Source organism: Oerskovia paurometabola, from assembly GCF_016907365.1.
Classification (GTDB): Bacteria; Actinomycetota; Actinomycetes; order Actinomycetales; family Cellulomonadaceae; genus Oerskovia; species Oerskovia paurometabola.
This window is the reverse complement of sequence record NZ_JAFBBV010000001.1, coordinates 828272-845920: the sequence shown is the minus strand read 5'-3', so window position 1 is coordinate 845920 and position 17649 is coordinate 828272. Positions and strand designations below refer to the sequence as shown.

General features: G+C 75.4%; 17 protein-coding genes. 7 read left to right on the top strand and 10 right to left on the bottom strand.

Annotated elements, in window-relative coordinates; translation table 11 throughout:
• The first annotated feature begins 102 nt into the window (after positions 1 to 102).
• Together JOD48_RS03795 and JOD48_RS03790 are read left to right on the top strand one after the other, a co-directional pair.
• Positions 103 to 2943 (top strand): DEAD/DEAH box helicase, encoded by a 2841-nt coding sequence (locus JOD48_RS03795; RefSeq protein ID WP_204807480.1) that lies wholly within the window; start codon positions 103 to 105, stop codon positions 2941 to 2943.
• On the top strand, positions 2940 to 3800 hold the full coding sequence (locus JOD48_RS03790) for an SWIM zinc finger family protein (protein WP_204807477.1): 861 nt from the start codon (positions 2940 to 2942) through the stop codon (positions 3798 to 3800). Before JOD48_RS03795 ends, JOD48_RS03790 begins: the two co-directional genes overlap by 4 nt.
• Here the strand turns inward: JOD48_RS03790 and rlmC are convergent.
• Both rlmC and JOD48_RS03780 read right to left on the bottom strand, forming a co-directional pair.
• On the bottom strand, positions 3781 to 4923 hold the full coding sequence (gene rlmC, locus JOD48_RS03785) for a 23S rRNA (uracil(747)-C(5))-methyltransferase RlmC (protein WP_204807474.1): 1143 nt from the start codon (positions 4921 to 4923) through the stop codon (positions 3781 to 3783). The two genes, JOD48_RS03790 and rlmC, sit on opposite strands and share 20 nt — an antisense overlap.
• Before the next feature lie 50 nt (positions 4924 to 4973).
• Complete coding sequence (locus JOD48_RS03780) at positions 4974 to 5732, bottom strand: putative protein N(5)-glutamine methyltransferase (protein ID WP_204807472.1); 759 nt, start codon at positions 5730 to 5732, stop codon at positions 4974 to 4976.
• Between the two features lie 96 nt (positions 5733 to 5828).
• Between JOD48_RS03780 and JOD48_RS03775 the strand changes: the two genes are divergently transcribed.
• Both JOD48_RS03775 and sftH read left to right on the top strand, forming a co-directional pair.
• Entirely contained in the window at positions 5829 to 7145 is a 1317-nt protein-coding gene (locus tag JOD48_RS03775; RefSeq protein ID WP_204810334.1) for a M18 family aminopeptidase, read from the top strand.
• Positions 7146 to 7458: 313 nt separating this feature from the next.
• Positions 7459 to 10074 (top strand): DEAD/DEAH box helicase, encoded by a 2616-nt coding sequence (gene sftH, locus JOD48_RS03770; RefSeq protein ID WP_239527594.1) that lies wholly within the window; start codon positions 7459 to 7461, stop codon positions 10072 to 10074.
• Between the two features lie 12 nt (positions 10075 to 10086).
• Here the strand turns inward: sftH and JOD48_RS03765 are convergent, their stop codons facing one another.
• The 4 genes from JOD48_RS03765 to JOD48_RS03750 form a co-directional block, all read right to left on the bottom strand.
• Positions 10087 to 10440 (bottom strand): Rv3654c family TadE-like protein, encoded by a 354-nt coding sequence (locus JOD48_RS03765; protein WP_307823956.1) that lies wholly within the window; start codon positions 10438 to 10440, stop codon positions 10087 to 10089.
• Entirely contained in the window at positions 10437 to 10823 is a 387-nt protein-coding gene (locus tag JOD48_RS03760) for a TadE family type IV pilus minor pilin (RefSeq protein ID WP_204807465.1), read from the bottom strand. Before JOD48_RS03760 ends, JOD48_RS03765 begins: the two co-directional genes overlap by 4 nt.
• Positions 10820 to 11032 (bottom strand): DUF4244 domain-containing protein, encoded by a 213-nt coding sequence (locus JOD48_RS03755; RefSeq protein WP_204807461.1) that lies wholly within the window; start codon positions 11030 to 11032, stop codon positions 10820 to 10822. The genes JOD48_RS03760 and JOD48_RS03755 overlap by 4 nt, the downstream gene beginning before the upstream one ends.
• Before the next feature lie 155 nt (positions 11033 to 11187).
• Positions 11188 to 12147, bottom strand: coding sequence for an alpha/beta fold hydrolase (locus JOD48_RS03750; RefSeq protein ID WP_239527325.1), 960 nt, complete (start codon positions 12145 to 12147; stop codon positions 11188 to 11190).
• Positions 12148 to 12304: 157 nt separating this feature from the next.
• Between JOD48_RS03750 and JOD48_RS03745 the strand changes: the two genes are divergently transcribed.
• From JOD48_RS03745 to JOD48_RS03735, 3 genes are read left to right on the top strand one after another with little or no spacing between them, the layout of a single operon-like run.
• The gene (locus tag JOD48_RS03745) at positions 12305 to 12715 is read left to right on the top strand and encodes a YciI family protein (RefSeq protein WP_191792149.1); all 411 of its coding nucleotides are present in this window, start codon (positions 12305 to 12307) and stop codon (positions 12713 to 12715) included.
• A 12-nt stretch (positions 12716 to 12727) separates the two neighbouring features.
• Positions 12728 to 13066 carry a YciI family protein gene (locus JOD48_RS03740; protein ID WP_191792148.1) on the top strand — a complete coding sequence of 113 codons (339 nt, stop codon included), beginning with the start codon at positions 12728 to 12730 and terminating at the stop codon, positions 13064 to 13066.
• A 22-nt stretch (positions 13067 to 13088) separates the two neighbouring features.
• Positions 13089 to 14366: an RNA polymerase sigma factor gene (locus JOD48_RS03735; RefSeq protein WP_204807458.1), complete on the top strand. Its 1278-nt coding sequence runs from the start codon at positions 13089 to 13091 to the stop codon at positions 14364 to 14366.
• A gap of 27 nt (positions 14367 to 14393) precedes the next feature.
• Here JOD48_RS03735 and JOD48_RS03730 read toward each other — a convergent pair whose 3' ends face one another.
• Genes JOD48_RS03730 through ssd form a run of 4 tightly spaced genes read right to left on the bottom strand, consistent with a single transcriptional unit; the run spans position 14394 to position 17573 of the window.
• Positions 14394 to 14987, bottom strand: coding sequence for a type II secretion system F family protein (locus tag JOD48_RS03730; RefSeq protein WP_204807455.1), 594 nt, complete (start codon positions 14985 to 14987; stop codon positions 14394 to 14396).
• Positions 14984 to 15643, bottom strand: a complete 660-nt coding sequence (locus tag JOD48_RS03725; RefSeq protein WP_307823955.1) for a hypothetical protein — start codon at positions 15641 to 15643, stop codon at positions 14984 to 14986. The genes JOD48_RS03730 and JOD48_RS03725 overlap by 4 nt, the downstream gene beginning before the upstream one ends.
• Positions 15640 to 16797 (bottom strand): TadA family conjugal transfer-associated ATPase, encoded by a 1158-nt coding sequence (locus JOD48_RS03720; RefSeq protein ID WP_204807451.1) that lies wholly within the window; start codon positions 16795 to 16797, stop codon positions 15640 to 15642. Before JOD48_RS03720 ends, JOD48_RS03725 begins: the two co-directional genes overlap by 4 nt.
• On the bottom strand, positions 16794 to 17573 hold the full coding sequence (gene ssd, locus JOD48_RS03715; protein WP_239527324.1) for a septum site-determining protein Ssd: 780 nt from the start codon (positions 17571 to 17573) through the stop codon (positions 16794 to 16796). The genes JOD48_RS03720 and ssd overlap by 4 nt, the downstream gene beginning before the upstream one ends.
• Positions 17574 to 17649: the final 76 nt, after the last annotated feature.

Sequence of the window (17649 nt, the reverse complement as noted above, 5' to 3'; positions counted from 1 at the left end):
CGAGGGGACCCGACGGATGCCCGACCTGTCGGGAATGATCTGCGTACATCGTACGTTGATCGCTCGGAAGACTGCCGTACGACGCACCAGGAAAGAGGTCCTGTGCCGCGACCAGCGCCACACCCGACCACCGGCTCGACCTCGGGCGGCGGGCACCCACCACGCGTCGACGCCCTGCTCGACGCCTGGGCGGCGGGAGACGGCAGCCCCGCCGAGGTGTTCTGGGGAGCAGTGTGCGCCGAGGCCCTGGGACACGTCGCGGCCGGTCGCCTCGTGCCCGCGGTCGCCGCAGGCTCCGCAGGGTGGCGGGTGGCCCCGCTCGACGGTGCCGCCCTCGACCGCGTGGACGCCCTTGCGGATGCCATGCCCGAGGGAGCCGAAGGGGCGCTGGTGGGCGAGATCGCCCCTCGCGCCGACCATGACGTCGACGGGTTCGTGCTCTGGGAAGGCTCCGACCGGGCGACGCGCGCCGACACCGTGCGGCGGATCATGGACGTGGTCGCGAGCACCTGGGTCCGACGCGCTGCGACGGCCGTCGGCGTGCCGCCGGGCCCGGCTGGGCAGCTGGTCGAGGCCGCCCCTGACGACCGACCTGCCGCGGAGGACGAGGCGCAGGACGGCCTCGCCGCCTGGGCCCGTGACGTCGCCGCGCTGCTCGACCCGCGGGTCACGGTGAGCCTCCGGCTCGACCCCCTGTCGAGCGACCGGCCCACCGCCGACGGCGACCTCGCGAGGAGCGACTGGCTCGCGACCGTCGTCACGCACGGTCGTGACGGTGCACGGACGGCCGACGAGCTGTGGACCGCCGCCCGCACGGACCCCGGCGCGCGCGACGCGCTCGGCGACGTCCTGGTCCGGCTGCGCGCGGGAGCCCATGCCTGGCCCCCGCTCGACGGGCTGCTCGACCAGCCCGTCCCCGGCGACCTCGTCCTCGCCCCGGCCGACGTGCGCGAGCTCCTCGCCGGGGGCGCTGCGGCACTCGCCGCGACGGGGATCGGCGTCGAGTGGCCCGCGAGCCTCGCCGGCCAGGTCCGGTCCGTCGCGGTCTTCTCGCCGACCGAGGCCCCCGACGCGGCCGGCGCCCTCCCCGCCCTGCTGCGTGCCGGGCCCGTCACGGACCGGTCAGGGGTCGCGTCGAGCCCCATGATGCTCACGCACGAGCTGACGCTCGACGGGGTCCGCCTCACTGCGGCCGAGCGCGAGCACCTGGCGCGCGTCCATGCCGAGGGGCGCTCCGCCGTCGTGCGCCTGCGGGGGCGGTGGGTCCTCGCCGACCCGGCCGCGGCGCACGCCGCGACGCGGCGCGCGGCCCAGCCCGTCTCAGCGCTCGACGCCGTCGCGGCAGCGCTCACGGGCGTGGCCCGCGTGGGAGAGCAGGACCTGGCCGTGACACCGACGCCGTGGCTCGACCGGCTCCGCGCCGAGCTCGAGGACCCGGCCCCGGCGCGCGACGTCGTCGTGCCGGACGGGCTGGACGCCTCGCTGCGCGACTACCAGCTCGACGGCCTGCGCTGGCTCGCGCGGCTGACCGGTCTGGGGCTCGGCGCGTGCCTCGCCGACGACATGGGCCTCGGCAAGACGATCACGCTCATCGCGCTGCACCTGCACCGCGCCCGGCCCGACGACGCCGCACCGCCGCAGGTGGGCGGCGCGGGCACGGGACCCACCCTGGTCGTGTGCCCGGCCTCCCTCCTGGGCAACTGGGAGCAGGAGATCCGCCGGTTCGCGCCCGGCGTCGCGGTGCGCCGATTCCACGGGGCGTCGCGCGACCTGCGTGGGGTCGACGACGGGTTCGTGCTGACGACCTACGGGACCGTCCTGTCCGACGCCTCCCGCACCACGCCCGTGCTGGGTGCGCACCGGTGGGGGCTCCTCGTCGCGGACGAGGCGCAGCACGTCAAGAACCCCGGGTCCGGCACCGCGAAGGCACTGCGCACGATCCCCGCCGAGGCGCGCGTCGCGCTGTCCGGGACCCCGGTGGAGAACAACCTCACCGAGCTGTGGGCCGTCATGGACTGGCTCAACCCGGGGCTCCTGGGCACGCGCGGGCAGTTCCGGCGACGTTGGGCAGACCCGATCGAGAGGACCCGCGACCCGGTCCTCGCCGAACGCCTCTCGCGCCTGGTGCGGCCGTTCCTGCTGCGGCGGCGCAAGTCCGACCCGGGGATCGCGCCCGAGCTGCCGCCCAAGACCGTGACCGACCAGGTGGTGCCGCTCACGGCCGAGCAGGTCGGGCTCTACGAGGGCGCGGTCCGGTCGGCCCTCGAGGAGATCGACCGGGCCGAGGGCATGGGGCGCCGCGCCATGATCGGCGGCCTGCTCACGCACCTCAAGCAGATCTGCAACCATCCGGCGCAGTACCTGCACGAGAAGGATCCCCGGTTGTCGGGGAGGTCGGGCAAGCTCGACGCGTTCATCGAGCTCGTCACGACGATCCGGGCCGAGGAGGGCGCGGTCCTCGTGTTCACGCAGTACGTCGCGATGGCCCGGCTGCTCGAGACGTACCTCGGCCGGCGCGGCGTGCCGACCATGCTGCTGCACGGCGGGACACCCGTGGCGCAGCGCGAGCAGATGGTCGCGCGCTTCCAGGCGACCGAGGAGATGCCGCCCGTGTTCCTGCTCTCGCTCAAGGCCGCCGGGACCGGTCTCAACCTCACCCGGGCCGACCACGTCATCCACTTCGACCGCTGGTGGAACCCCGCCGTCGAGGAGCAGGCGACCGACCGTGCCTACCGGATCGGGCAGACGCGACCCGTCCAGATGCACCGCCTGACCAGCGAGGGAACCATCGAGGAGCACATCGCCCGCATGATCGAGTCCAAGAGGGAGCTCGCCGACGCCGTGCTGGGCGCCGGGGGTGTCGAGGGAGCGATCTCGGAGCTCAGCACCGCGGCGCTCGCCGAGCTGGTGTCGCTGCGGAGCGACGAGAGGAGGCGCCCGTGAGCGCCGTGGGCTTCCCCGCGTTCCCTCCGACGGGTACTGCGGCCAAGGGTGCAGTCCGTCGGGGCCAGTCCTGGTGGGCGCGCGCCTGGGTCCGGGCGATGGAGGAGTTCGCCCTCGACGCGGGGCCGCTCAAGAAGGGTCGGGCCTACGCGCGGACGGGTCGCGTGGGTCCGATCACGGTCGGCCCGGGAGCCGTCCAGGCTCGCGTACAAGATGACGACGGCGAGATGTACCACACGGTCGTCTCGCTCGAACCGTTGACCGACGACGAGTGGGACCGGTTCCTGCACGCCCTCGCGTCCCGCTCGGGTCGGCTCGCGGCGCTGCTCGCGGGCGAGATGCCCCGCGACGTCGTCGCCGCCGCCGTCGACGCCGACGTCTCGCTGCTCCCCGGGATCGGCGACCTCGAACCCGAGTGCGACTGCCCCACCTGGGACCTGCCCTGCCTGCACGCGGCGGCGCTCAGCTACCAGGCGGGCTGGCTGCTCGACGCCGACCCGTTCGTGCTCTTCCTGCTGCGCGGGCGGACCCGCGAGCAGATCCTCGACGCGCTGCGCGACCTCTCGTCGCCGGGCCACGCGGCCGAGCAGGAGGCCATACGGGTCGACGCACCACCCGACCCGGCCGACACCCCGGCGAGCAGCACGAGGACGGGGCAAGCGCCGTCGGGCCCGCGGGTCGTCGGAGAGCTGCCCCCACCGCCCGACGTCCCCGAGCCCCTGGCCGCCGCCGACCTGCTCCCCGGCGTGCCGGACGAGACGGGCGACGGGACGCCCGTCGACCTCGCCGGCCTGCGGACCGTGCTCGCCGCCGCGGCCCGGTCCGCGGCCGAACGACTCACCGCGCTGGACCGCTGAGGGTGCGCTCGAGCAGGACCATGACCTCGTAGTGCGTGGTCTGCGGGAACATGTCCAGGACGCGGCCCCGCACGGGCCGCAGCGACGGCATGGCCGCGAGGTCGCGGGCCAGCGACACCGCGTTGCAGCTCGAGTAGACGACCTGCTGCACGGTCGAGGACTCGAGCCAGCCCGCGAGGTCGGCGCCGATCCCGCGCCGCGGCGGGTTCACGATCACGAGGTCGGGGACGCGCTGGGCCGCCAGGGCGAACGCCGTGGCGTCCCCGGCCCGGAAGGTCACGTCGTCGAGCCCCGCCTGGGCCGCGCTGCGCTCGGCGCTCACGATCGCCTCGCGGCTCGACTCGATCCCGACCACCTCTCGACCCGGCGTCGCGCAGTGGAGCGCGAAGCCGCCCACACCGCAGTACAGGTCCCAGACGCTGCCCGGCGCGGCCTCGTCGACCCATTCGCGGCCCTGGCGATACAGGGCCGCGGCGACCTCGGTGTTGGTCTGGAAGAAGCTCTGCTGGCGCAGGTGCATCTCGATGCCGTTGACGCGCATGGTCAGCGTGTCGGCCTCGGTCAGCAGGATCTCCTGCTCGCCCTCGAGCGCGGCCTTGTGCTCGGGCAGGATGTTGACCGACACCACGCGGGCCCGCGGCAGCGCGTCGAGCAGGGCCGGCAGGTGCTTGCGCAGGCGCGAGACCGGCTCCTGCGAGCGCAGCACGAAACGCACCATGAGCTCGCCGTCCGGGGACTGCGTGACCAGCACGTTCTTGAGCTCGCCGCGCCGTGTCGTCACGTCGTAGGGCGTGAGGCGTGCCCGGGTGACGAAGTGCGCGAGGACGGGGAAGACGGCCTGGAGGTCGGCCGGGTAGAGGCCGCAGTCCTGGAGGTCGACGCCGCGTCCGCCAGCGTCGAGGATGCCGAGCGTCGGGCGCTCGACCGTGCCGCCCACGACCATCTTGGCCTTGTTGCGGAAGCCCGACTCGCGGCTCGCGACCGGTCGCTCCCACCGCAGGTCGGTGTGTGCCGCGAGGAGCTCGCCCGCGTGCCGCTGCTTGTCGGCGAGCTGCGCGGCGTAGCCCTGGCCCATGAGGGTGCACGAACGGCACTCGTGGGCGTCGAAGTGGGGGCACTGCATTCCCCCGATCCTACGGGGCGGTCCTGCGAGGGACGGCCCCGCTCCGGGTGCTACGGCTTCTCGCCGATCACGACCGTCGCCCCGAGCTCGTCGTCGGTCTCGACGCGCGCGACGAGGCCCTCGCGTTCGAAGAGGCCGACCGCGACGGGCGCCTGCCGCTCGCTCGTCTCGATCAGGAGGTGGCCACCGGGGGCCAGCCAGCCCGCGGCCTCGGCGGCGACCCGTCGGTGCACGTCGAGGCCGTCGTGGCCGCCGTCGAGCGCGACGCGGGCCTCGTGGATCCTCGCCTCGGGCGGCATGGTCTCGATCGCGCCGGTCGGGACGTAGGGCGCGTTGACGACGAGGACGTCCACGATCCCGCGCAGGCGGGCCGGCAGGGCGTTGTACAAGTCCCCCTCATGCACCTGGCCATCGAGGTTCCGGCGGGCGCAGCGCACCGCGGCGGGGTCGACGTCCGCGGCGTGCAGGTCGATGCCCGGGTGCGCCGCGACCAGCACCGCACCCAGCGCGCCCGTACCGCAGCACAGGTCGACGACCGTCGCACGCTCCCCCGTGAGCCCGCTCGCGAGCGACGCGAGGAGCGCCGTGCGACGTCGCGGCACGAACACCGTGGGATCGACCAGGATGCGCAGCCCGCAGAACTCGGCCCACCCGACGACCTGCTCGAGGGGCAGCCCCGCCACCCGGCTCGCCACCATGGCGTCCAGCTCGGCCGGGGACGTCGCGGCCGCACGGAGGAGGTCCGCCTCCTCCTCGGCGAACACGCATCCCGCTGCGCGCAGGGTGGACACGACGTCTGACGGGCTCATGGCGGGACTCACGCTACTACCCGGCCCCGCGCACGGGCGGATAATGGACACGTGCCCGACGACGCAGCCCCCGCCCCCGCCCGTCCCACCACCCTCGTGGCCGCCACCCCACGGGGCCCGTCCCCGCAGGGGCGAGCCCACGCAGAGGACCTCGCGCGATTCGTCGAGGCCTCGCCCTCGTCGTTCCACGCGGCCCACGAGGTCGCGCGCCGCGCCGTCGAGGCAGGCTTCACGCTGCTCGACGAGGCCGACGCCTGGCCGCGCACGACCGCCGGAGGGCGCTACGTCGTCGTGCGGGACGGCGCCGTCATCGCGTGGGTCACGCCCGCCGGGGCGAGCCCCACGACGCCCTTCGCGATCCTCGGCGCGCACACCGACTCACCCGGCTTCAAGCTCAAGCCCCGGCCGACCACGGGCCGCGAAGGCTGGTGGCAGGCAGGCGTCGAGGTCTACGGCGGCCCGCTGCTCAACTCGTGGCTCGACCGCGAGCTCGAGCTCGCAGGACGGCTCGTGACGCTCGACGGCCGCAGCCACCTCGTGCGGACCGGACCCCTGCTGCGCATCCCGCAGCTCGCGATCCACCTCGACCGTGCCGCGAACGACGGCCTCACGCTCGACAAGCAGCGCCACACCCAGCCCGTGTGGGGCCTCGGCACGCTCGGTGCCCCCGACGCCGACCTGCTCGCGCTCCTCGCCGAGCACGCGGGCGTCCGGGCAGCGGAGGTCGGGGGGTACGACCTCGTCGTGGCCGACACGCAGGCGCCGCGGATCTTCGGCGCGCACGAAGAGCTGCTCGCCTCGGGACGGCTCGACAACCTGCTGTCGGTGCACGCCGGTCTCGTCGCGCTGCTGGAGGCGGCGGCCGGGACCCCGAGCGGCGAGACGCCGATCGCGGTCCTCGCGGCGTTCGACCACGAGGAGATCGGCAGCGAGACACGCTCGGGGGCCAGCGGCCCGTTCCTCGCGGACGTCCTGTCGCGCATCAGCGGCGGGCTCGGGGCGAGCGACGAGGACCGGCACCGCGCGCTCGCGGGGTCCCTGTGCGTGTCGAGCGACGTCGGGCACTCGGTCCACCCCAACTACCCGGAGCGCCACGACCCGGCGAACCGCCCCGTGGCGGGCGGCGGTCCGATCCTCAAGATCAACGCCAACCAGCGGTACGCGACCGACGCCCACGGTGCGGCGACCTGGGCCGCGGCCTGCGCGGCCGCCGGGGTGCCGAGCCAGGAGTTCGTCTCGGAGAACACCGTGCCGTGCGGGTCCACGATCGGGCCGTTGACCGCTACCCGCCTCGGCATCCGGACGGTCGACGTCGGCGCGCCCATCCTCTCGATGCACTCGGCGCGCGAGCTCACGGCCGTCGCGGACCCGTACTACCTGTCGCGCGCGATCGGGCAGGTCTTCGCGGGCTGAGACCGGCAGGCGTCCGTCACCAGGTCACCTGGTCACCTGGTCACCTGGTCACCGAGGTAGGACGTAGTGCGCGAGGTAGAACCCCTCGCGCACTACGTCGCGCAGAACGTTCTACCTCGCCGGCCGCAGGGGTAGCGCCCGCTCGACGGTTCGGCGCCCGCAAGCACCAGGTGGGAGACTCTGAGACGTGCCCAGCCCGTCGCGAACCCCGGAACCGGACGCCGCGTCGGACGACACGGCGGGCGTCGGCCGTCCGGGTGCGAGTCCCAGCGGCCAGCCCTTCTCCGACCGACCAGGCGCCCTCCTCGACGTCCTGCTCGCGGGCGGCCGCCGCACCGACCGGCTGACGCACGTCGAGCACCTGCCCGGTCGCCCCGGCCAGCAGGCGGACTGGCCAGGCTGGGCCGACGCGTCGCTCGTCGCGGGCTACCGCTCGCTGGGCGTCGAGCGCCCCTGGGCACACCAGGTCGAGGCCGCCGAGGCCGCCTGGTCGGGGCGGCACGTCGCGCTCGCGACGTCGACCGGCTCAGGAAAGTCCCTGGCGTTCTGGCTGCCCGCGCTCACCGCGGTGCGCGCCGACCGCGCCGCCGAGACCCTGGCCCCGGGCCGGATCGAGAGTGCCCGCACGCGCGGCACGGTCCTCTACCTGAGCCCGACCAAGGCCCTCGCGGCCGACCAGGTCAACGGCCTCCAACGCCTCCTCGACGCCTCGCGCGCGGGCGACGTCAAGGTCTCGACGTGCGACGGCGACACGTCGTTCGAGGAGCGCAAGTGGGTGCAGGAGTACGCGGACGTCGTGCTCACCAACCCCGACTTCCTGCACTTCGCGCTCATGCCCAACCACCGGCGCTGGGCGCGGTTCCTGCGCAACCTGCGCTACGTCGTCGTCGACGAGGGGCACTCCTACCGGGGGGTGTTCGGGGCGCACGTCGCGCTGGTGCTCCGGCGCCTCGCGCGGCTCGCGGCGCACTACGCGCCGGCGACACAGACGTCTCCCGGTGGGCTGTCAGACCCAGGGAGCCCTCAAGGTCACGCTGCGTCTGACAGCGCTGCGCCACGGAGGGGCCTCACGTTCGTCGTCGCGTCGGCCACCACGGCCGACCCTTCCGTGAGCGCAGGCCGTCTCATCGGGGTCCCGCCCGAGCAGATCGTCACGGTCGACGCCGACACGAGCCCCGCCGGGCGCAAGACGTTCGCGCTGTGGCAGCCGCCCGAGGTCCTGGGCTACGAGGCCGCGCAGGCCCGCGCCGCGGCAGCGAACGACCCGGCGGCAGATGCGGCCCTCGCGGAGTCCCTCCTGATCGACCCCACGGCCCACGACGAGCTGGGCCTGACGAGCGACCCCGACGAGCCCGCGACCCCGGGCGACTCCCCCGAGCGCCCGCGCCGGTCCGCGACGGCCGAGGCCGCGGACCTCCTCGCCGACCTCACGGCGGCAGGCGCGCGGACCCTCGCGTTCACGCGCTCGCGCCGCGGCGCCGAGGCCGTCGCGACCCAGACCCAGGACCACCTGCGCGTCGTCTCGCCCCAGCTCGCGCGCCGGGTCGCGGCCTACCGCGGCGGCTACCTCCCCGAGGAGCGCCGGGAGCTCGAGCAGGCGCTGCGCAGCGGCGCGATCCGGGCCCTCGCGACGACCAACGCGCTCGAGCTCGGGGTCGACATCTCGGGTCTCGACGCGGTGCTCATCGCGGGCTGGCCGGGCACCCGCATGTCGGTCTGGCAGCAGGCCGGGCGGGCGGGGCGGGCGGGCGCCGACGGCCTGGTCGCGTTCGTCGCACGCGAGGACCCGCTCGACACCTACCTCGTGCACCACCCCGAGGCGATCTTCGCGGCCCCCCTGGAGGCCACGGTCTTCGACCCCGCCAACCCGTACGTCCTCGCGCCGCACCTGTGCGCTGCGGCCGCCGAGGTCCCGCTCCGGCAGTCCGACCTGCCGCAGTTCGGCGACCCCGCCGCGGTGACCGAGCTCCTGGGCGTGCTGGTCGCGCGGGGTGCGCTGCGCCGTCGGGCCTCCGGGTGGTACTGGACGCACGCCCAGTCCGCGGCCGCGATGACGGACCTGCGCGGCTCGGGCGGTTCGCCCGTGCGCGTCGTGGAGGCGGGCACAGGACGCCTGCTCGGCACGGTCGACGCGGCGTCGGCCGACGGCTCGGTCCACGACGGCGCGGTCTACGTCCACCAAGGAGTGAGCTACGTCGTGGAGTCGCTCGACCTGCGCGACGGCGTCGCGCTCGTCGCACGCCGGGACGTCGACTTCGGGACGTGGTCGCGCTCCGTCACGGAGATCGCGATCCACGGCGTCCGTGACGAGGAGCCGGGCGCGGTCCCGGTGACGGTCCCCAACGACGCCACGCACCCAGCGATCCAGCGCTGGTGGGGGCCGATCGGTTGGGGGTTCGGGCCGGTCGAGGTCACGAGCCAGGTCGTGAGCTTCCAGCGCCGACGCCTGCCGGACCTGCAGATCCTGGGCACCGAGCCGCTCGACCTGCCCGAGCACACGCTCCCGACGACCGCCGTGTGGTGGACCGTCCCGGCCGAGGTCCTCGAGGCCGCCGGAATCGACGCCGACACCGCGCCGGGAGCGCTGCACGCGGCCGAGCACGCGTCGATCGGGCTCCTGCCGCTGCTCGCGACGTGCGACCGCTGGGACCTGGGCGGGGTCTCGACCGCGATGCACGTCGACACCGAGCAGGCGACGGTCTTCGTGTATGACGCGTACCCCGGCGGTGCGGGCTTCGCCGAGCGGGGGTTCCACCTGGGCGCGACGTGGCTCCGCGCGACGCGGGCAGCGATCTCGCGCTGCCCGTGCGCGGACGGCTGCCCCGCGTGCGTGCAGTCACCCAAGTGCGGCAACTTCAACAACCCGCTCGACAAGGCCGCGGCGGTCCGTCTGCTCGACGCGGTGCTCGCGTTCGCGCCGTCCGACTGACGGCTCGCCCCCTCACCGCGCCGACGCCGGTCCCGCGCGGGCTGCGGCCCGCGCGGTGCCCAGCACCCCGGCCCACCCCGTCGCCTCGCGCGTGACGTCGACCCGGACGACACCGGCCCCCTGCTCGTCGCAGGCCACGACCACGGCGCCGTTGCGCTCCGCGGTCTCCCGCGCCGTCGGGCAGGCGTCCCACCCTCGCTGGAGGGCGGTCGCCGCGGCGAGCGCTGCGAGGTCGGCCGCTGCCTGCGCCCGCCCACGGGCCCCCTGGGCCGAGGCGAGCGCCGCGAGGGCGAGCCCCAGCACCAGGGCGACCGCGATGAGGCCGAGCGCCAGCACGGTTCCGGAGCCGTGGTCACGGGGGCTCACGGCTCGCTCCACGCGACCGCCGCCCCGCGTGCCTGGAGCGGCGAGCGCGACAACCAGCCGCCGACCACGGGGTGGGAGACGCGCACCTCGACCCACGGGTCGCCGCGCGTGACGGTCACCGTGGCGTCGGGCCCGGCCACCCGCCCGACGACGGCACGCACCGCCGCGTCGTCCTCTCCGATCGCGACGGCCCGGGCCGCGGCGCGCGCGGCGTCGGCGGCCTGGAGCTGTGCGTTCGCCGCCGCAGCGAGCGTGAGGACGGCCACCAGCACGAGGACGACCGCGGGCAGCGCGAGCGCGAGCTCGGCGGTCACGGTGCCGCGCTCACGGTCGCGGAACCTGCGCCCGGGCCGCCACCGCGCGCTGGTGGCCGTCTCGCTCATCCGATCAACAGGGCGCGCTGGATGATGCCGAGCAGCATCTCGCGCACCTCGCCGCTCTTGAGGATCGCGATGAGCAGCCCGGCGAACCCGACCGCCGCGATGGTCGCCACCGCGTACTCGGCGGTCGCGAGACCGGCTTCCGGGTCTTCGCCGCGGACCCGGGCGAGCAGCCCCGCCCATCCCGCTCTCGCTCCGTGCACAGCCTTCATGGGTGTCTCCTCCTGGTCCGTGGCCCGCCCGTCGCGCGCCGTGCCGCCCACTGTGGCGGGCCGGAGCCCCGGTGCGCGGGGCCGAGGGACATCGCTGTGGAGCGAGGTCGCCGTGGGCGACCTGTGCACGGCCCCGTCCGGCGGGCCACGAACCGTCAGGTGGCGTCCTGCTGTTCCAGCCAGGCGAGGATCACTCGGTTCGTCTCCTCCGGCAGCTCCTGCTGGATCCAGTGACCGCAGTCCAGGTCGACCACGTCCACGCCGGGCACGAACTCCGCGAGCCGCTCCGACCGCGCGACCATGTCCCGTGCGCCGTAGATCATGAGGGCGGGCTGCTTGACGACCGGGTCCGCGTCCGCCAGCAGGTGCCAGTTGCGGTCGAGGTTCCGGTACCAGTTGATGCTGCCCGTGAACCCGGTCGACTCGAAGGCGGAGACGAGGACGGCCAGCTCACCGTCGCTCAGGACGGGGTCACCGAGCGGCGTCGTCGCTCTGGCGAGATCGATGAGCGCCATGCCCGGCCGGGGCTCGGCGGGGGGCTCGTTCTTCCGGTACAGGTTGCGCAGGAACTGGTGGGGGTTCTCGTCGAACACGGCGTCCGCGACGCCTGGGCGGCGGTTGAAGTGGACGAAGTAGAAGTCGGCGCCCAGCGCCGCCTCCATGCCCTCGATCCAGGGCCTCTCGCCGCGCTCCTGGTAGGGCAGGCTCAGGTTGATCACCCTGCTGACGCGCTCGGGGTGCAGCAGGGTCAGTCCCCAGACGACGAAGGCCCCCCAGTCGTGGCCGACGAACGTGGCGTCCTCGTAGCCGTAGTGGTCGAGGAGCCCGACGAGGTCGCCCGACAGGTGCTCGATGTCGTACTCCGTCACGTCGGTCGGCCGCGAGGAGCCGCCATAGCCGCGCTGGTTCGGGACGATGACGTGGTAGCCCGCTGCCGCCAGGGCGGACATCTGGTGGCGCCAGGAGATGGCGTGACCTGGCCAGCCGTGGCACAGCACGACGGGCCGCCCCGCGTTGTGCCTGCCTGCTTCGAAGACTTCGAGCTCCACGCCGTTGACGGCTACCAGGGTGGGCTCGGGGAAGTCGGGGGCACTGGGACGCATCGGTGGGTTCATGTCGCCATGATGCGCACCGGTACCGGTCAGCCCGTGGCCGGTTCTCCTCGCGTCCGCCACCTCTTCCCGTGAAACTGGTCGGCAGCGGCTGTCGATTCCGTCGGTGGTCACGCGTCATCGTGATGAAGGACCCACCACCCACTCATCTGGAGGAATCATGAGCACCGAGTACGCGATCCTCATCCACGCCCCGGAGGACGGCACGCCTGCCATGCGTCCGGACCTGGCCGCGGAGATCATGGCCCAGCACGACGAGTTCACGCGCCGCGTCGTCGCCGAGGGGCACCGCATCACGGGCGGCGTAGAGCTCGAAGCCGCCGGGACGGCGACCCTGGTCCGCCCGGGCGTCGGGACGACCGAGGGCCCGTTCACCGAGCTCGCCGAGCAGATCGGCGGCCTCTACCTGGTCGTGAGCGACGACCTGCCCGGGCTCGCGACGATCATCGACGAGGTGTTCGCGGGCGACGGCTGCACGTACGAGATCCGCCCCACGGTCGACCACGGCGGGACCGGCGACGCGACCGACCCCGAGGCTGCCGTCGCGTCGACCGCCGGCGCGGGGGCCTGACCCGTGAAGGTCATGTTCCTGCTGTACGAGGACGAGCAGGTCTGGGCCGCGGCCTCCGCCGACGAGCGGTCGCGGTACATGGTGCAGCACGACGAGTTCGCGGCGTTCCTGCGCGAGCGCGGGAGGTTGGAGGCCGCCGAGGCGTTGAGCACGGTCTCGGCGGCGACCACGGTCCGGCGCCGCGACGGCGACGTCGTCGTGACCGAGGGACCGTACGCCGAACTCACCGAGCAGCTCGGCGGGTTCTATCTCGCGGACCTGCCGAGCATCGACACCGCGATCGAGGCCGTCGCCCTCCTGCCGCAGTACACGGTCGAGCTCCGTCCGGTCGTGGACGTGGACGACCTATGACCTGGCGCCCCGGAGGCCACGGGTGACCGAGGCGGACGACGCGCTCTCGGCCGCCTGGCGGGAGCACTGGGCGCGGTTGCTCGCGATGCTCGTCGCGCGCTACCGCCGCCCGGACCTCGCGGAGGACGCGCTCGCGGACGCGTTCGCCGCTGCGGCCCGTACCTGGCCCGAGGACGGCGTGCCCGACTCCCCCGCCGCCTGGCTGCGCACCGCGGCCGGGCGGCGGGTCCTCGACCGCCTGCGCGCGGAGGCGGTCGCCGTCCAGAAGGTCCCGCTCATGATCGTGGAGGCACGGTCGGCGGCGGACGCCTCGGACGCGGTGCCCGGCCCGCCCGACGACGGCGCGCACCTGCCCGACGAACGGCTCCGGCTCGTCTTCTCGTGCTGCCACCCGGCGCTGTCGGTCGAGGCGCGCACGGCGCTGACGCTGCGGTTCGTCGCAGGTCTGCCGGTCGCGGACATCGCGCGCCTCTTCCTGGTCCAGGACTCGACCATGGCTGCTCGCCTGACGCGTGCGAAGAAGCGCTTGGTCGCGGCAGGCATCCCGTTCGAGGTCCCGCCGCCCGAGCGGCTGGGCGGACGGCTCGACGACGTCGCCTCGGTCCTGTACCTGATCTTCACCGCGGGCTATGCGCCGGGCACGGGGTCGGACGTCCTGCGGGTCGAGCTCGCGGGCGAGGCGATCCGCCTGGGGCGCCTGCTCGACGAGCTGGTGCCGGGGCGCCCGGTCGTGCGCGCGCTGCTGGCGCTCATGGTGCTCCAGCACTCGCGCCGGGACGCGCGGACGGCGGCGGACGGGTCGCTCGTGCTGCTCGCGGACCAGGACAGGTCGCGGTGGCACGGTGAGGAGATCGCGGCGGGCCTCGCGCTGCTCGCGTCCGTGCCCGACGACGTCACGGGCCTCGCGGACGAGTACCGCCTCCAGGCGTCGATCGCCGCCGCACACGCCGTCGCGGGACGCGCCACCGACACCGACTGGGGCGCGATCGCCGACCTGTACGCGGACCTGGAGGCGGCCACGGGCTCGGCGATGGTGCGCCTCGCGAGGTCGGTCGCGGTCGCCGAGGCCCGGGGGCCGCTCGCCGCCCTGGCCCTGATCGACGAGTTCGAAGGGATCGACGAGATCCTGCGGACGAACCATCGGCTGCCCGCGACGCGTGCCGAGCTGCTGTCGCGCGCCGACCGGCCGACGGAGGCCGCGGCGTCGTTCGAGGAGGCCGTGCGTCGCTGCGGGAACGCGGCCGAGCGAGAGCACCTGACGCGGCGGCTGGTCGAGGTGCGCGCTGCCGCGCGGCGGTGAGCTCCTTCGGCACGGCCGCCCAGCGGCTCAGTCCCCCAGCACCCCGCCGCCCAGCGACAGCAGGACGGGCAGCAGACCGATGAGGACGAAGGCCGGCAGGAAGCACACGCCGAGCGGCAGCACGAGGTGCACCGCGAGCCGCGCCGCGGCCTGGCGCGCGGCCGCCTGCTGGTCGCTGCGGAGCTGCTCGCCCGCCGCGCGCAGCGCCTCCCCGGGCGCGGCGCCCTGCTCCCACGCGAGACCCAGCGCCGACTGCACCACGGCCAACCGGGGCGGCGCACCGGCCCACGCCTCGACCCACCCGGCCCCGAGCACGACCGCAGCCCCTGCGCGGTGGAGCGCGGCGCCGTCGGGCCCTCCGATCGCCTGCCCCACGGCCTCGAGCGCACGCGGGACGCTCGTCCCCGCGCGGACCGCGGCCCCGAGCAGCTCGAGCAGGACACCGATCTCCACCGGTCCGACCGCCCCCGCCCCGCTCGCGACACGCACGCCTCGCGTGAGCCCGGCGAGCCGGGCACGCACCCCGGCCCGCGCGACCCACCACGGGCTCGTCGCGACGAGAGCCCCGCACGCGACGACGACGACCACGGACCAGTCGACACCCGTGGACCAGTCGCTCACGGCGGCGCCCCCACCGCGCGGGCTCGTGCCACGAGCCGCCCCGACCAGCGGCGACCGACCAGCAGGAGCACCGCACCGGCGAGCAGCCCGGCCGACCCCGCTCCCCCGCCGAGCGCCGTCGCGACCGGGTCCACCCCCAGCGCGACGCCGAGCAGCACCCCGACGAGCGGCAGCCACAGCAGCACGCGCGCCGTCGCGGCGGGCCCCGCGAGGGACGCCTCACGGTCGGCCCGGGCCTCGGACTCGGCCGCGAGCGCCCGCGCGATCGACTCCAGGACCTCGCCGAGCGGCGCGCCGACGTCGGCGGCCAGGCGGCTCGCCGCGACGACCGCCGCGACCTGCCCCTCGGCCTCGAGCGACCCGCGAGCACTCACCACGGCGAGCAGGTCGCCGCGGTCGGGCACCCCCTGCTGGTCGACGCGCACCCCGGCGGCCGAGACCCAGGCGGTGCCCGGCGCAGCACCGGCGCGCAGCAGCGAGGCGACGTGCGCGACGACCAGCCGCACCGAGGACCCCGTGCCCGTGCGCCGCCACGCGAGCAGCCGGACTCCTGGGGACCTGCGAGCCGGACGCCGCCCGGCGAGCTCCCTCGCCGGGCGCCCGGACGGCGCGACCGCACCCCACACCACGCACGCGACGAGCAGGCCGAGGATCACGCCCCGCCCCACCGGTCCACGAACGCGTCCCACCCGGCGCCGTAGACCGGGTCCTGCCCCCGGTCCCACGTCGCGACGGGGTCGACCACGAGCTCTCCGCGGGCGTCGCGCCGCACGACCCCGATCTCGGCGAGGTACCGCACGCGTCCGGACCGCCGCAGGTGGAGGACCACGTCGAGGGCCCCGGCGGCCTGGGCAGCGACGGCCTCGCGCGGCATGCCCGCGAGCGCGGCGAGCGCCTCCAGGCGGGCGGGGACCACGGCCGCCGCGTTGGCGTGGATGGTGGCGAGGCCGCCGTCGTGGCCCGTGTTGAGCGCCATGAGCACCTCGCGGACCTCCGCACCGCGGCACTCGCCCAGGACGATCCGGTCGGGCCGCATGCGCAGCGCGTTGCGGACGAGGTCCGCGAGGTCGACGGCCCCGGCCCCCTCGACGTTGGCGCGCCGCGCCGTGAGGGGCACGACGTGCGGGTGGTCGGGCACGAGCTCGCGGGCCTCCTCGACGCACACGACGCGCTCGTGCCCGGGGACGAGGGACAGGAGCGCGGCGAGCAGGGTCGTCTTGCCCGTCCCGGTGCCGCCCGAGACGAGCATGTTGGCGCGTTCGGCGACGAGGCGACGCAGCACGGGCGCCCAGCACCCGTGCAGGGCTCCCGTCTCGACGAGCTCGTCGAGCGTGAAGGCCCGGGACCGGAGCACGCGCAGCGAGATGACGGCGCCGGACTCGCACACGGGGGCGATCGCGGCGTGCAGGCGCGTGCCGTCGGGCAGCCTGGCGTCGACGAGCGGGCTCGCGTCGTCGAGCCGCTGCCCGCCCGCCGCGGCCAGCCGGACGGCGAGCGCCCGCACCTGCGCGGGGCTCCCCAGGTGCAGGGGGACCCGTTCGAGCCCGACGCCTCGGTCGACCCACACCTCCGCGGGAGAGTTGACCAGGACGTCGGTCACCTCGGGGTCGTCGAGCAGCGGTTGGAGCGGGCCCGCACCGTAGAGCTCGGCGCGGGCGCGCCGGGTCAGGTCCGCGAGCGCGTCGCTGCCGAGCACCCGGCCCGAGCCGCGCAGGGCGGCGTGGAGCTGGGCGTCGTCTGCCGGGGCGCCGCCGACGAGCTGCCCGCGCACCTCGGCGAGCAGCGCGTCGTCGAGCGCGTCGCCGCTCATGCTGCGCCCCGCGAGGCGGCCCCGGCGCCACCGACCGCGACGGCCAGCTCGGTCCCGGCGCGCCCGAGGGGGCGCCGGGGACGGACGTCCGGCCCTTGCCCGCGCTCGACGCGCGCGGCGTGCCCACGGTCCCAGGCGACGACCCCGGCGAGCGGCAGCCCGACGACGTCGCTCACGTCCCACGGGTCGAGGCGACCTGGTGCGGGTCGCCGCGCTACGAGTCGCAGGGCTCCGCCGGCGCCGTGCCGGGTCGCGAGCGCGGCGGTCGCGACGGCCCCGGCGACCGAGGGCAGGTCGAGCGGGGTCACGAGGAGGAGCGTGTCGCAGGCCCCCACGAGCGCGACGTGCTCCGTGCCACCGGAGCCGGCACGCTCGCCCGTGCTCTCCAGCACCGAGCGCGGCAGGTCGAGGACCAGGACGTCGCACGCGTCGGCGAGGGCCGAGCAGACGTCCACGACCACGCCGTCGTCGAGGGTCACGGGGTCGCTGCGGTGCGCGCTGAGGACCGGCACGTGCCGCCAGGCGGGCAGGAGCCCGGCGAGCGCGCGCCCGTCGACGGCGCCGCGCGCGTCGCGCAGGTCGGACCAGCGTGGTCCGTCCCGGTGGTCGACGCCTAGCAGCACGTCGATCCCGCCGCCTCGGGTCTCGAGGTCGACGAGCACCGTACGGCGTCCGGCCCGCCTCAACCCGTCCGCGAGCACGGCCGCGACCGTGCTCGTCCCTGCTCCGCCGCGTGCGCCGATCGCACCCACGACGGCTGCCACTGCCCTGCCCATGGACGTCCCCCCGTCTCCGGCCCGGGTCCGGGCCGGGTCCATCATGGGGCGAGATGCGAGCGCGCGGGGGCCTCGC

Excerpts from the sequence above, each read along its gene's own strand:
- rlmC (WP_204807474.1), bottom strand. The coding sequence starts at position 4,923 with ATGCAGTGCCCCCACTTCGACGCCCACGAGTGCCGTTCGTGCACCCTC.
- JOD48_RS03780 (WP_204807472.1), bottom strand. The coding sequence starts at position 5,732 with ATGAGCCCGTCAGACGTCGTGTCCACCCTGCGCGCAGCGGGATGCGTG.
- JOD48_RS03760 (WP_204807465.1), bottom strand. The coding sequence starts at position 10,823 with ATGAGCGAGACGGCCACCAGCGCGCGGTGGCGGCCCGGGCGCAGGTTC.
- JOD48_RS03755 (WP_204807461.1), bottom strand. The coding sequence starts at position 11,032 with ATGAAGGCTGTGCACGGAGCGAGAGCGGGATGGGCGGGGCTGCTCGCC.
- JOD48_RS03750 (WP_239527325.1), bottom strand. The coding sequence starts at position 12,147 with ATGAACCCACCGATGCGTCCCAGTGCCCCCGACTTCCCCGAGCCCACC.
- JOD48_RS03745 (WP_191792149.1), top strand. The coding sequence starts at position 12,305 with ATGAGCACCGAGTACGCGATCCTCATCCACGCCCCGGAGGACGGCACG.
- JOD48_RS03740 (WP_191792148.1), top strand. The coding sequence starts at position 12,728 with ATGTTCCTGCTGTACGAGGACGAGCAGGTCTGGGCCGCGGCCTCCGCC.
- JOD48_RS03720 (WP_204807451.1), bottom strand. The coding sequence starts at position 16,797 with ATGAGCGGCGACGCGCTCGACGACGCGCTGCTCGCCGAGGTGCGCGGG.
- ssd (WP_239527324.1), bottom strand. The coding sequence starts at position 17,573 with ATGGGCAGGGCAGTGGCAGCCGTCGTGGGTGCGATCGGCGCACGCGGC.